Annotated in this window: 18 protein-coding genes; 4 read left to right on the top strand and 14 right to left on the bottom strand. The window is 69.7% G+C overall.

Annotated elements, in window-relative coordinates; genetic code table 11:
• Window positions 1-50: 50 nt before the first annotated feature.
• Complete coding sequence (locus tag MT346_RS02365; RefSeq protein ID WP_243561157.1) at window positions 51-1,019, bottom strand: beta-ketoacyl-ACP synthase III; 969 nt, start codon at window positions 1,017-1,019, stop codon at window positions 51-53.
• Window positions 1,020-1,071: 52 nt separating this feature from the next.
• Window positions 1,072-1,440, bottom strand: coding sequence for a ChaB family protein (locus MT346_RS02360; protein ID WP_243561156.1), 369 nt, complete (start codon window positions 1,438-1,440; stop codon window positions 1,072-1,074).
• A 103-nt stretch (window positions 1,441-1,543) separates the two neighbouring features.
• Between MT346_RS02360 and MT346_RS02355 the strand changes: the two genes are divergently transcribed.
• Together MT346_RS02355 and MT346_RS02350 are read left to right on the top strand one after the other, a co-directional pair.
• Complete coding sequence (locus tag MT346_RS02355; protein ID WP_243561155.1) at window positions 1,544-2,515, top strand: aldo/keto reductase; 972 nt, start codon at window positions 1,544-1,546, stop codon at window positions 2,513-2,515.
• A gap of 97 nt (window positions 2,516-2,612) precedes the next feature.
• Window positions 2,613-3,173: a hypothetical protein gene (locus MT346_RS02350; RefSeq protein ID WP_243561154.1), complete on the top strand. Its 561-nt coding sequence runs from the start codon at window positions 2,613-2,615 to the stop codon at window positions 3,171-3,173.
• Window positions 3,174-3,176: 3 nt separating this feature from the next.
• Here MT346_RS02350 and MT346_RS02345 read toward each other — a convergent pair whose 3' ends face one another.
• Complete coding sequence (locus tag MT346_RS02345; RefSeq protein ID WP_243561153.1) at window positions 3,177-3,662, bottom strand: hypothetical protein; 486 nt, start codon at window positions 3,660-3,662, stop codon at window positions 3,177-3,179.
• Window positions 3,662-4,207, bottom strand: a complete 546-nt coding sequence (locus MT346_RS02340) for a hypothetical protein (protein WP_243561152.1) — start codon at window positions 4,205-4,207, stop codon at window positions 3,662-3,664. The genes MT346_RS02345 and MT346_RS02340 overlap by 1 nt, the downstream gene beginning before the upstream one ends.
• A 49-nt stretch (window positions 4,208-4,256) precedes the next feature.
• Between MT346_RS02340 and MT346_RS02335 the strand changes: the two genes are divergently transcribed.
• Complete coding sequence (locus MT346_RS02335) at window positions 4,257-4,805, top strand: hypothetical protein (protein ID WP_243561151.1); 549 nt, start codon at window positions 4,257-4,259, stop codon at window positions 4,803-4,805.
• A 21-nt stretch (window positions 4,806-4,826) separates the two neighbouring features.
• Here the strand turns inward: MT346_RS02335 and MT346_RS02330 are convergent, their stop codons facing one another.
• From MT346_RS02330 to MT346_RS02300, 7 genes are all read right to left on the bottom strand, one after another.
• Window positions 4,827-5,729: a hypothetical protein gene (locus MT346_RS02330; RefSeq protein ID WP_243561150.1), complete on the bottom strand. Its 903-nt coding sequence runs from the start codon at window positions 5,727-5,729 to the stop codon at window positions 4,827-4,829.
• Window positions 5,730-5,797: 68 nt separating this feature from the next.
• Window positions 5,798-6,145: a contact-dependent growth inhibition system immunity protein gene (locus MT346_RS02325; RefSeq protein WP_243561149.1), complete on the bottom strand. Its 348-nt coding sequence runs from the start codon at window positions 6,143-6,145 to the stop codon at window positions 5,798-5,800.
• Entirely contained in the window at window positions 6,142-8,259 is a 2,118-nt protein-coding gene (locus MT346_RS02320; RefSeq protein ID WP_243561148.1) for a hypothetical protein, read from the bottom strand. The genes MT346_RS02325 and MT346_RS02320 overlap by 4 nt, the downstream gene beginning before the upstream one ends.
• Complete coding sequence (locus tag MT346_RS02315) at window positions 8,259-8,612, bottom strand: DUF6507 family protein (protein ID WP_243561147.1); 354 nt, start codon at window positions 8,610-8,612, stop codon at window positions 8,259-8,261. The genes MT346_RS02320 and MT346_RS02315 overlap by 1 nt, the downstream gene beginning before the upstream one ends.
• Window positions 8,609-8,995 carry a hypothetical protein gene (locus MT346_RS02310; protein WP_243561146.1) on the bottom strand — a complete coding sequence of 129 codons (387 nt, stop codon included), beginning with the start codon at window positions 8,993-8,995 and terminating at the stop codon, window positions 8,609-8,611. Before MT346_RS02310 ends, MT346_RS02315 begins: the two co-directional genes overlap by 4 nt.
• 14 nt (window positions 8,996-9,009) lie before the next feature.
• On the bottom strand, window positions 9,010-10,167 hold the full coding sequence (locus MT346_RS02305; RefSeq protein ID WP_243561145.1) for a DUF6177 family protein: 1,158 nt from the start codon (window positions 10,165-10,167) through the stop codon (window positions 9,010-9,012).
• A gap of 185 nt (window positions 10,168-10,352) precedes the next feature.
• The gene (locus MT346_RS02300; protein ID WP_243561144.1) at window positions 10,353-11,009 is read right to left on the bottom strand and encodes a tyrosine-protein phosphatase; all 657 of its coding nucleotides are present in this window, start codon (window positions 11,007-11,009) and stop codon (window positions 10,353-10,355) included.
• Between the two features lie 17 nt (window positions 11,010-11,026).
• Here MT346_RS02300 and MT346_RS02295 point away from each other — a divergent pair, with 17 nt between their 5' ends.
• The gene (locus tag MT346_RS02295; protein WP_243561143.1) at window positions 11,027-11,203 is read left to right on the top strand and encodes a hypothetical protein; all 177 of its coding nucleotides are present in this window, start codon (window positions 11,027-11,029) and stop codon (window positions 11,201-11,203) included.
• A gap of 28 nt (window positions 11,204-11,231) precedes the next feature.
• Here the strand turns inward: MT346_RS02295 and MT346_RS02290 are convergent, their stop codons facing one another.
• The 3 genes from MT346_RS02290 to MT346_RS02280 form a co-directional block, all read right to left on the bottom strand.
• Window positions 11,232-11,984 (bottom strand): hypothetical protein, encoded by a 753-nt coding sequence (locus MT346_RS02290; RefSeq protein ID WP_243561142.1) that lies wholly within the window; start codon window positions 11,982-11,984, stop codon window positions 11,232-11,234.
• A gap of 86 nt (window positions 11,985-12,070) precedes the next feature.
• Window positions 12,071-12,532: a contact-dependent growth inhibition system immunity protein gene (locus tag MT346_RS02285; protein WP_243561141.1), complete on the bottom strand. Its 462-nt coding sequence runs from the start codon at window positions 12,530-12,532 to the stop codon at window positions 12,071-12,073.
• 104 nt (window positions 12,533-12,636) lie between these two features.
• Complete coding sequence (locus MT346_RS02280; RefSeq protein WP_243561140.1) at window positions 12,637-12,783, bottom strand: hypothetical protein; 147 nt, start codon at window positions 12,781-12,783, stop codon at window positions 12,637-12,639.
• Between the last annotated feature and the right edge of the window lie 35 nt (window positions 12,784-12,818).

The raw sequence follows: 12,818 nt of genomic DNA, 5'->3' as shown, positions 1-12,818 counted from the left end.
CAGTCGGGCGCATCGCGCGGACACTCGAGCGCATCACGCAGACGTCCGACTCAGCGCGCGCGGACCGGCGTGGTGACCACCTGTCCAGCGTGGGCGAAGCCCCCGCCGAACCCGAACAGGAGCGCCGGCACCCCCTCGGGCAGCTCGCCGCGGGCCCACGCCTTCGACAGCCCGAGCGGCACGCTCGCGGCGGACGTGTTGCCCGACTCGACGACGTCGCGCACGACGTACTTCGACTCGCCGCCGAGTGCCGTCACCAGCGGCTCGATGATCCGCAGGTTCGCCTGGTGGAACGCGAACACCGCGATGTCGTCCATCGTCAGCCCGGCCTGCTGGACGACCTTGCGCGCGTGTCCCTCGGCCTCGGTGATCGCCCACCGGTAGATCGAGCGACCCTCCTGCGAGAACCGCTCCGGTTCGCCGCTGACGCGCACGGCGTCCTGCAGGTGCGGGACGCTCCCCCACGACACCGGCCCGATCTCCGGGGTTTCGGACACGCCGAGCAGGGTCGCACCGGCCCCGTCGCCGATCAGCACGCACGTCGAGCGGTCGGTCCAGTCGACGATGCCGGACAGCACCTCGGACCCGATCACGAGCGCGGTGTCGGCACTCCCGGTCCGGATGGCCTGGTCCGCGATGCCCATCGCGTACTCGAACCCACTGCACGCGGTGTTGATGTCGATGGGCGCCGGGCCGTTGCTCATGCCGAGTTCCGCCGCGACACGGCCGGCGGTGTACGGCGCACGGTCGCGGTGGGTCGTCGAGGCGACGACGACCAGGTCGACGTCCGTCGGTGCGAGCCCCGCGTCGGCGAGGGCCGCACGGCCGGCCTCGGTGGCCATCGACGTGACGGTGTCGCCCTCGCCCGCGATGTGCCGGGTCCTGATCCCGGTACGGGTGACGATCCACTCGTCGTTCGTGTCGACCATCGTCGACAGTTCTGCGTTGTCCAGCACCCGCGATGGCTGGTGGTGTCCGAACCCGAGGATCCGGCTGCCGCGGAGGGAAGGGATGTTCATCCGACGAACGGTACTCCGGGCGTCGCGCCGTGCATGCGCGGCGCGGAATGCGTCACCGCCGTGCGGCCGCGCTCGCCGCCCGGTTCGCTCGCTTGATCGCCTCGATCAGCTGACCCTTGTCCATCGACGACCGTCCGCGGACGTCCAGGCGCTTCGCGATCTCCATCAGGTGCGCCTTCGTCGCAGTGGCGTCGACGCCCTCCTGGGTCGCGCCGGAGTCCGACGGCCCCGAGGACTCCTTCGCCTCCCAGTGGTCCCCGACCTTCTCGTACTCGTGCTTCACCGCCGCCCAGGCCGTGCGGCCGGCACGTTCCCCCTCGCCGTACTCGGCCTCGGCGGACTTCCGCGCCGCGGCGTAGATCGCCTGGGCATGCTCCGGCGAACGCAGCAGCGTGCCGGGCAGGTCGTCATCAGCGGGCATGGTGTGCTCCTCCCTGTGGCGGCGGCTCGGATGTCCGTCGTCTGTCGTCACCGGTACTCGCAGGGCCTGTCAGGACGCAGCGAGCACGGGGTAGACCAGACACATGGACTACACACACCTCGGACGGACAGGGCTGTCGGTGTCACGAGCAGTGCTCGGCACCATGAACTTCGGACCGGAGACCAGCGAGGACGACTCGCACGCGATCATGGACCGGGCGCACGAGCTCGGCGTGAACTTCTTCGACACCGCCAACGGCTACGGCGGCTCGGTGGGCAAGGGTGCCACCGAGGAGATCATCGGCCGCTGGTTCGCCAAGGGCGGCGGACGTCGCGAGAAGACCGTCCTGGCCACCAAGGTCTACGGCGAGATGATCGAGTGGCCGAACGGCGGCAAGCTGTCGGCCTACAACATCCGGCAGTCGCTCGACGCGTCACTGCGCCGCCTGCAGACGGACCACATAGACCTGTACCAGATGCACCACGTCGACCGGGACACCCCCTGGGACGAGATCTGGCAGGCCATGGATCTCGCTGTCCAGCAGGGCAAGGTGCTGTACGTCGGCTCGTCGAACTTCGCCGGCTGGCACATCGCCCAGGCGCAAGAAGCCGCGAAGCACCGCAACTTCCTCGGTCTGGTCAGCGAGCAGTCGATCTACAACCTCGTCGTCCGTGACGTCGAGCGCGAGGTCCTGCCCGCTGCACGCCACTACGGCCTCGGCCTGATCCCGTGGTCGCCGCTGCAGGGTGGCCTGCTCGGCGGCATCATCGAGAAGACCGAGCAGGGCTCGCGCCGTCTGTCCGGCCGCAGCGCCGAGTACGTCGAGGGACACCGTGACCAGCTGACGGCGTACGAGGCCCTCGCGAAGGACCTCGGACACACCCCCGGCGAGCTCGCCCTGGCGTGGCTGCTCCACCAGCCGGGTGTGACGGCGCCGATCACCGGCCCGCGCACGATGGAGCAGTGGGAGTCGGCCGTCCGCGCGACGGACGTCCACCTCGACGACGCGGCGCTCGCGCGCCTGGACGAGCTGTTCCCCGGCCACAAGACGTCGCCGGAGGACTTCGCCTGGTGAGTCACGGACGCGACCGGCGGACGGGAGGCGCGGTGCGGGCCCGCACGGCGCCTCCTGTCCGTGCTCTGGTTGCGAACCGGCCTGCAAGGACCGCACCATGAGCGAACACCGCGAACTCCTCGTCGCGCTGGACGTGCCGTCCATCGATCAACAGGCCCTGGCCGACGCCGTCACGGCGTGGCTCCGGTCGACCGGGTGGGCGCGACCCGACCCGGCAGCAGCGGCGCTCGAGTTCCCGTCCGGCGAGCCCGACCTCCTCGCTGAACGGGCCGACGACTTCCTGATGGACCGGCCCGGCCGGGCTCGGGACACCCTGATCGGCACGGTGTCCTGCGGCGTCGGCGACCCGATGTGGGACGCAGTCGACTCGATGGAGGGGCCCTCGTGCTGGTCCTGTCGCACGACCGTTGCTGACGACGATGACGTGAGCCGACTCGGCGACTGGATCGACGGCGACGAACCGGTCTACACGTGCACCGGGTGCGGGGCCGTGTCGCTGGCCGGCGACATGGACGTGTCGGCCTCCCTCGTCTTCGGGAACCCCGGCCTGGTGCTCATCACGCCGGACCACGACGGGCCGGCGATGGCGGTCCGGCTCATCGACGAACTCCGACTGGCGTTCCCGAACCGGTGGGCGTACGTGCACCAGCACCGCTGAGCGTCAGGTCGGCGTCCAGGTCGCGAGGACGGCATCGCGGGTCCGCACCTCCACGGCGCCGGCCCAGACCGTCCCGAGCGCGGCGGCGAGGCTGGGCCACACCGACGACGCCGGCAGGCCCCACGCTGAGGGATCCTGCACCCAGTGTGTCGACACCCGCACATGGTCCGGCCTGACGGCGACCTGGACCCACGCGGCGTTCGTCAGTCCCACCGTGTACCCACCGGACTGCCCGTGGTCGACCCGGTCGAGGTGGTCCCGCTCCGGTCGCCGTCCGACCGCCGCGACGAGGTCCGCCGGAGCGAGTGCCTCGGCGTCGGGCATCTCCGGTTCCCACCGCTCTGCGCCGAGACGCCACGGCCCCTGGTACGCCGGACCAGCCTCGCGGAGTGCAGCGAGGGTCGTCCGGAGTCGGTCCGCGACGTCGGAGGGACGGACGACCCGGCCGCGCTCCCACCGCACGATCACGGACGGCAGCGCACGCTCCATCAGATGTCCCCCGCCTCGTCGTCTCGCGCCTCGGACAGCTTGGCGACGCGCGGCGGCACCACTTCGGCGACGACCGTTCGTCCGTGGTGCGCACGCGCGGACTCGCCGTCCCAGGTCGTCACGAGGGTCGTCAGGAGGTCGGTCGCCGCCGCGACGACGGCGTCGTCCACGACGCGATCCCCGCGCGCCGCCCGGAACGGCGCGACGCTCACGGACGGCCACGTCCTGGTGGCGGAAACGCGCAGGGTCGCCGTGCCGTTGTCGAGCGCGAAGCGGTGTCCGTGCTCGGGCAGCGCCCGGTCGTCGACGTCGCGGACCGGGCGCGAGCCGACCTCGACGACGAGTCGTTCGAGCGGCACGGCCGCGACGTCTTCCACCGCGGGCCGGAAGCGGTCGTGCCGCAGCTGCCACGGGCCGGCGTAGCACCCGCCGAGCGCGGTGAGCACACGGACGCTCTCGGCGATCGACCACGCCAGGCGTTCCGGCTCAGCCGACGACCACGCCGCCGTCCCGTCCACGTCGAGTTCGAGCTGGGTCGCATCCATGCCCACCATCATCGCCCACCGCCGCTGACCCATGTGGTGCATTGGACGGGTGGGAGCGGACCGAGACTTCATCGTGGCGTTGGGCGTGCCGGCGGCGCAGCAGGAGGCCACCGCGGACGCCGTCGGGGCGTGGCTCCGCGCGCATGCCTGGGCATCGCCTGACCCGGAGGTTGCTCGGCTGCGCTTCCCTGCGCGTGAACCCGATCTCCTCGGACCAGCCGCCGGTGTCGGCGCGGACGACGACCGCGGCACCATCGCCTGCGGGGTGTCGGACGGTCTGTGGCTCGCGATGGAGGACATGCGCGGCCCTCGTTGCTCGACGTGCGGCACCGAGGTCGACGGGGACCTCGCGTTCCCGCAGCTCTTCGCCTGGGCAGACGGTGCTCCGGAGCCGGTCTTCGTCTGTGCCGGCTGCGGCCGGGAGGCCCGCGCTGGCGACATGGACACGGAAGGATCCTGCACCGTCGGCAACCCCGGCGTGGTCATCGTGCCGAAGGTGCAGACCACAGCGCAGGCCGTCGCGCTCGCTCGGCGGCTCCGCGACGATCTCCGCGTCGCGTTCGGCGGCCGGTGGGTGCACGTGCACCAGCACGAGTGAACCGGGGCACTCCCGAGCGCGCTAAAGCGGCCTCTCCTTGCTCGCGACCTTCGAGAGCTCGAACGCCGCGACCTTCTCGAGCACCGGGACAGCCGCCACCGCCATCGCTCGGAATGCGTCGTCCTCGCCAGCGAGGACGTACGAAGGCCGATCGAGATCGACGTCCGGGACCACGACAGGACTGACGAGACCGGCTGCCGCTGCATCGCGCATCAGGCGCACGAAGTGGAGCCCCTGGGTCGCTCCGAGGACCTCGGACAACACCGAACTCGCGACCTCTTCCTCGTCGAGGTCGTCTGTACTGCCACCACTGGCGAGAGCGTCGATGGTCTCGCGGGTGACCGTTCGGACGAGACCCCAGTTGTTGCTCGCAGTGAGCCCGCTGAGTTCACCGTCGAGTTCCCCGTCCTCGAACTCGACGACGTCCGCGGCGATGCGCTCCCGGAGCCACGTCGGCTCTTCCGACCGAGGGTAGCGACGGAGGTCATCGCGGAGGTCGGGGCCCACGACGGGACGCGACTCGAGGAGGCCACCGTCGACGTCGATGGTCACAGGCCAAGCCGGTTCCTGGTCCCAGTCGAACTCGAATCGGTACTGGCCGCTGACGTCGAGCAGGAGACGCGCCGTGAACCATGCGCCCCGGGCGGGCTCCGCCATCTGCTCCCGCAGAGCCGCCCACGCATCGAACTCGGCGGCTGTCGGCAGGCCAGCGGTCGAGAGGGCACCGGCACGCTCGACGGCGTACTCCAACTTCGCCGTCACGCCCAGTTCCACGGACACCGCTGCCGCGCGCGACCAGGGCTGCTCCAGGCGGTCGAACGTCATGATGGCGATCCGGTTCTGCAGCGCGAAGTCGTCTTCGAGCGAAGTCACGTAGAAGCTCCTCTCTGTGTGGGCGACGACGAAGGCGCCCGCGACCTGCACGAACGGCGGTGTCCGGCGGGTGCAGGATCGCTCCGCGAAGGTGTCCGCGGACGAGGACGCTACCGTTCTCAGATCACCGGATGGACATCGCCGATCACAGCTCGAACTCGTTCGAGGAAGTCCGACCAAGACATGTCGAAGTCAGTCAAAGGGTCCAGGTTCAACTCGAGTTTCCTCCCGAGGAAACTCAGCTCGTTCTGAGCCCGCGCAGGACCGATGAGAGTGCTGATTTCTCGTTGCACGGCACTGGCCTCCGCGGGTGAGTAGCCGCCCGCGCTGTCCGAGAATGCTTCCGCCGCTGTTGCGTAATCATCGCGCCAATCCTGGTGGAACGTGCCGGCGAGCAGGTTTGCGAGGGCAGGCAATGCCTGCCAGAGGTCGGTTCCAGAAAGCTCTTGGAGGTTCACAGGGGTCACTTCGCTCTGATCGGGAAGGCGGACTTCAAGTAGAAGCCCAGCGGAGATTGAATGTCCCGGCGGAGGATTATCCGGAACGACGCTGTCGGCTGCAGAGCACCACCGAAGTGGACCCCGACTGGAGCAGTCGCCTCGAAGTTCCTCACGAACAACTTCGATGAACCACCGCTCACCCAGCTCTTCACATCGCCACCCGCCGCCTCGAGTGCTTGACCGATGACCTTGTTCAGATCTCCTTCGGCAAGCCGGAAGGCACCGTGCCCTTCCAACGGCATGGGATCACGACCCATGACCTGCGCATCGGTCTGAAGCACTCCGGGCTCGTCGCCCCATAGGTGGCGGCTTGTGGTGTGTGACGCCTGCCCCCAACGGCGCTCCATAGCCTCAACACCCCCGAACTCGTGGAAAGCCTTCGACACCTCCGGATCACTGATGGCCGGACCATCCTGGTGTACCGAGACATCGTCCACCGAAAGGGCGGCTGGTGCCGTATCACTCGCAACGGGTGTCGAGGCTTCGCCCGGTGCGCGCAGCTCTCCTTCTGAAGGAGCGGCATGGCCACCATCCGCGGCTGCGCCATGAACGCCAGCTCCATCAGACGTCGAGCCGTCGTGCGTGGCCACATCGGCATGACTCGCGGCGTCGTGATGGGCTCCGACTGCCGGATTCGGTTCAGAACCCGCCCCGCCGACGTGATCCGCCACCGAGTGCAACCACTGCCCGCCCCCGCCGGGCTCGACCTCGATGCGCGGGTGCCCGAGCCCGATGTCCATCCCCCCGGGCATGGCGGCCCGCTCGACGGCCACGTTGATGCCGGGGATCCGGTCCGCCAAGGAGTGCAGCGACTTCGCGAGGTCCGACCGCACCGCGCTCATCGCGTCGTCCACGGCCCCACGGACCCCTGCGCGCATCGCACTCAGCGCGTCGCCCACCCGCACGACGGTGGTGCCGACGGCCGCGACCTTCGCCGTCACGGCTGCGAGCTTGCTGCCGTCCGCCCCGATCGTGCCGACCTTCGCGGCGATGGAGGCGACCTTCGCACCCGCGCCGACCTCGCCGGCGCCGGGGATGAAGAGCGTGCCGACGTTGAACGTCAGGCCACCGGCAGCGTGGGCCGGGTCGTTCGCCCAGTCCTCCGGGGTCCCGACGAAGCCCTCGACGATCTGCTTCTGCTTGTCGACGATGTTCAGCGCCGTGTTCCGCACCTCGTCGGGCACCATGCCCTTCGGCAGGTACGCGGCGAGGAGCAGCGGCGGACTGCCGATGAGGACGATCGCACCGAGCGACTCGGCGAACCCGAGCCAGGACTTCCCGGCCCAGTCCCAGTCGCCCCACTTGCCGGTCTGCGCGTTGTAGCTGACGAGCCCACCGAGGCCCTCGACGGTGCCCTTGGCGGCGTCCTCGATGCCCGAGCCGAACTTCTGCCCACAGCTCTGGTCGCCGCGGCCGGTGGCGCCCCAGACCATGGGCTGGTTCGCCTTGACCGCGCCGGCGTAGTCGACGCCCGACACCGGCGCGATGCACATGTCGGTGCGGAGGCCGTTGATCGCGTTGACGCAGTCGGCCGACGCTGCAGAGAGCTTCGTCTCCTGCTCGGCGACCCGCGTCAGGAGGTCGTTGTTCTCCTTGATGTAGGGCTGGTACTGGTCCCACGGGATGTGCACGTCGTCGAGCACCTGCCCGAAGTTCTGCACCAGTTCGACGAGCCCGCGGTTGGCGGGGTGGTCCGGGTCCCACGGGCCGACGGTCTTGCCCTTGAGCGCCTTCGCGACGAACGTGCGCGCTTCACCCTGGATCTTCTTCAGCTCGGCGACGACCGGCTCGATCGCCGACGCGTACGTGCTGACGGCCTTCGCCACCGACGCCATCGTCGTCGACAAGGAGGCCGTGTCGGTGACGACGCTGTCCATCACCGACAGGAGCTGCGCGGAGTCGGGCGTCTCGTAGCTGCCGGCGAGCCCACCCCACTTCGCCTTGACGTCAGTGCCGCCGTCGGCGACCGCGGTGCCGGACTTCGTGAACGCGGTGGACGCTTCGTCCACCACGGCGGGCTGGATGTTCGTCCCGGGGATGGCGTCGGGGTCGATGAGCCCGTCGGCGCGACACTGCTGCATCAGGACTCCCCGAGGTGGAAGGCCGAGAAGTTGCCGTCGCCCGAGGCGCGGACGGCATCGGCCTGCAGCGACGTGGCCATCTGCTCGTCACCGTTGTAGTAGGCCAGGGTCGAGGCCGACGCCCCGGCCAGCCCGGCGGTGATGTGGTTGCCCACCCGTGTCAAGAGGTCCTTGTGACTCGTGATGAGTTCGGCGACGGCTCCGGGGACGGCCTGGTCGTCTCCGCATGCCGTCGTGAGCGACTCCTGGGCTGCGACCAGGGCGTCGAACGCCTTCGACAGCGTCGTCGCTGCTTCCTGCGTGTTCGTCAGCGCCGTCTGCACCCCTGCGGGCTCGATCTTCCAACCGCTCATCGTTGCTCCCCTCCAGCATCCCCGGGTCCCTCGTCGGGCCCGCTCCGTCGTGCGGCCGTTCCCCCGGCCGTCGTGGCGATCGCACGGACGACTCGTGCGGCTGTCCCCTGGAACGGGGGTTGTGCCGCCGCGTGGATCTCGGTCCACCATAACGGAGGCTCCGTCGACTCCCAAGCCTCCCGCGCCTCTGCGCCGAGCAGCCGCCGGGCGTCCACGTCGACGTCGAGCCGTCGCGACTGCAGCAGGGTGAGCAGCACGACGCCGTCCACGTCGACGAGTTGCAGTGCGCCGCCGTTCCACAGCTGCCGCACCCCGATGTCCGAGTCGACCTCGGCGGCACCGGCGAGCACCGCGACCGCGTCGACGTGCTCACGGGTGAGCACCACCCACTCCGCGGTCAGGACCGGGCCTCCGACACATCGCTGCCGCCTGGGACGGCGGTGGGGTCCTGCCCGTCCAGGAGACCCGGAGCGAGCGGGCCGAGGCGCGTGACGAGCGCGTGGAACCGCGCCCAGCGGACCTCTGCCTCCGCCGGACCGGTCGTCGGGGACCCTGCGTCCGTCGGATCCGGTGCACCTGGGCTCGCCGTGGCCGCAGCCGGCACGACGGTTCGAGCGGCGACCCCGGTGTCGAGGAGGATCGAGGGAACCCGCGGCGGCCCGACCGTCTCGATCCCGTTCCCGACGACCGACCGCGGGTCGATGCGGAGGTCGCGGACGGCGCGCGCCCCGACCACGGCGCCGAGCGGCACCGGCAGGACCCGGGGCCGGGCGCCCAGCGTCGCATCCGGGTGCCCGGCAGTCCGCCACGCCGTCGCGAGCAGCACGCGGTGACGCCGGGCCAGGTCGCGCAGCGCCGCGACGACGACGGTGTCGGGATCGACGGTGCTGCCGGAGTCGACGCCACCGACGCGCGGCAGCGCGAGCCGGGTCTCCTCGAGCACGCCCTGGTCCGTCCTGGTGACGCTGATCCGGAGGGAGGCCGTCCCTCCTGGGACGACGGCGACCGCATGCAGATGGGTGGGCGCCGGCGCTCGGCCGCGGGCCACGGCCGTCAGTGCCGCCGTGTCCCAGGAGAGCGACGTCGGCTCGACGAGGCCCCAGGCCGCGGGACCGGTGCCGGCGAGGGCCTCGAGCAGTTCCTCGGTGGCCCGACCGAGGACGACGCCCTCGGTGGCCCGGTGCAGCACTGAGACAGAACACTCGGTCCACGGGACTTCGTCAGACGCCGGGAGGACGCGTCGGACCGGCGCGGACGACGAGGTCCATGCCTCGCCGACCGTCCCGGCGACCGTGTCCGGATCGACCGCACGGTAGGCGTTGCCGACACGGACGACCCACGTCCCGCCGGCACCGCGGAGCGCGGTCAGCAGTGCGACCGTGACCCGGCTGGTGGCGGGGGTGAGCAACACGGTGGCGAGGCCCGCACTGGCGGTTTCGCGCAGCAGGCCGCTCCGGGCGCTGGAGAGGTCCACGACCCGGGCGTCGCTCTCGGTCACGACGAAGCCCGTCCCCACGGCGTCGACGAGCGGATGTGCGATGGTCCCCTGGGCCATCGGGCCAGCCTACCGATCAGGTGGCGAGGACGCCCGGGAACGACGACGCGGCGCTCGCGCGCCTGGACGAGCTGTTCCCCGGCCACACGACGTCGCCGGAGGACTTCGCCTGGTGACGTCACCAGACCGACGGGAGGCTCGGTGCGCGTCGGACGCGCACCGAGCCTCCCGTCATGTGGTCGCGATCAGAGCGCGCCGATCTCATCGGCCGTCAGCCCGAGCCACCGCAGGTACGTGTCCACGCTCCCCCACCGCCGCTCGACGTGGGCGATGACCGTCGTCATCGTCTCAGGCACACAGCGCTGCGCGCGAGCCGTCGCTGCCGGGTCGTCACTGACGGCACGCTCCGCCGCGAACCGGTCGACCAGGCCGGCGGCACTCGCGGCGTAGTCGGTCCCGACGCACTCGTCACTCGCGCCCCAGTGCCGCGCGAGCAGCGCGCTGATGATCCCCGTGCGGTCCTTGCCCGCCGAGCAGCACACCAGGACGTCGCCCTCGGTGGATGCGATCACCCGGAGTGCTGCGGCGATGCCCGACCGGTGCCGCTCGAGCCAGTCGATGTACTGGTCCTCGAGTTCGACGACGTCCGCGGCCGACTCAACAGGTGAGGTCGGGTCGAACAGTGGCACTGCGCGGTACGCCGCGGTGTCGGCGAGTGGGTGCCGGAGCGCATCGGCCTCGTCGTCTCGGCGCAGGTCGATCACCGCTGCCAGGTCAGGCGGGTACGCCTGGGGTCGGACGGGCTCGGTGTTCGCCCGGTACACCGTTCGGGGACGGTCCGACGGCAGCATGGGTCCCCCGACCGGGCGGAGGTTGCTGAGGGTCGTCGACGTCGTCGTCATGGGTCCACGGTACCGAGATGTCCAAGCTGTCCGCCGACCTGCCGGAGCAGCTGCCGACCTGGGTCCGGACCCGAGTCGATCCGGTAGTTGGCATTCATCCGGCGCAGGAACGTCCGGACCTCGTCCTCCGTCGCCTCGTCGACGCCCAGCGCCAGGTACTCATCCCGCATCGCAGCGGAATCCGATCCGCGTAGTCGCGGTAGCTGAGGTCAGCGATCGAACTCATGGCATGCCTCCCCGTGTCACGATGTTGGCGATCTCCTGGATCGCCAACTGGCCCAGGAGCGAACGCAGCACGTGCACGTGCTCACGGAATGCGTCGTCCCTGCCGATCACCACTCGAGACGGACTTCTCTCGTCGTGCGTGAGTCCGTTCGGTTCCTCGACGACCCCTCCTGCCGCCGCGTCGCGCAGCAGGCGCATCAGCTGACTTGCGCGCGTGGATGCCAGCAGTTCGTTGTAGACCGCGTCGGCGACCACATCACTGTCGAGCACTGCATCCCGGTCGTCTCCGAGCACCTGAACGGTGTCTCGAACCATCTCTCGGATGATCGACCAGTTGTCGCTCGCTTCGAGCGGTTCGAGCAACGCGGACCAATCATCCGAGAAATCCACGGGGTGTGCCCCCAGGCGTTCGACAAGCCATCGCGGCGTCACTGTTGCATCCCGCGGGTACTTCGCCATGTCCTCGCGGAGCTCCGAGTTCTCCACGGGCAACGACTCCACGAGACGGCCGTCGATGTCGACCATGAGTGGCCATCGCGGCTCTTCGTCCCAGGAGAAGTCAAAACTGTAGGCACCGCTGGAGTGCAATCGGAGACGTCCGGTGAGCCATGCTCCGCGTTCCCGGTCGGCCATGATCTCGCGCAGCTGGCTCCATGCTTCGAACTCTGCGAGATCTGCAGGCGGAGTCCGCACGACAGTGGAGTCAGTCTCGACCGCCCGCTCGAGTCGCGCGGTCACGCCGAGGTTCACGAACACACTCGTGCACCGCCGCCATCCCGGAGCAAGGCGATCGAACGTGAGAGCCGCCAGCGCGTTCTGCAGTGCAAGTGCGTCACTCAATCGACCATCCCCTCCGGACTGTCGTGGGGCCCGTGCGGACGCTCCATGGTGCCAAGCCCACGCATGGCTGGATTCACAGTGGGGCGGTCCTGGTCCAGAGGCCCGCTCGTGAGGGTGTGGAGCAGTTCCGCGAACGCTCGACCGCTGATGCCCAGCTCGGACTCGCCCCAGAGGTCCGCTCCAGAAACGTCGAAGAACCGCGAGAAGTGCTCGTCCGTGTGATGCCCCGCGAGGAGCCCTGACACCTCGTGATGAACACGACTGAGGTCCGGTGGGGAGTAGCCGATCAGGGCTTCAGCCAACGCAGAATCGGCTGATTCGAAGTCATCGCGCCAGTCCGCATGGAAGGTCGCATTGAGGAGATTCCACAGCTCGGGCAGCTCCTGCTTCACCGCCCGTTCGGTCATGTGGTCCATCTTCATCGCTGTCCTTCCCCGTGCCGGATCGATGCCGACCATCAGACGAGGCTGCACACCGTCGAACCGACTGCCTGACGTCGCGCGCAGCTCATTCGAACCGGACTCGCAGGTCGGACGCCCCCGAGAACAGCGACGATCTCATCTCAAAGCGTCCATGTCCCGTTGGAGGCAGGAAACGCATTCTCGATTGCAGCAAAGGAATCCACCAGACGCGAGGCGATCTCGTTTGCGGATTCCGGTCGCGCATCCCAATCAGCCACCAGGAACCAGTCAGTGACGTCGATCTCCACGTCCACCATCCTCCGAGTTCACCAAGACCGAGTGC

Origin of the sequence: Curtobacterium sp. VKM Ac-2922 (genome assembly GCF_022815645.1) — a bacterium.
Classification (GTDB): Bacteria; Actinomycetota; Actinomycetes; order Actinomycetales; family Microbacteriaceae; genus Curtobacterium.
Note: the sequence above shows the minus strand (reverse complement) of the source record. Positions and strands in the feature narration are given on the sequence as shown.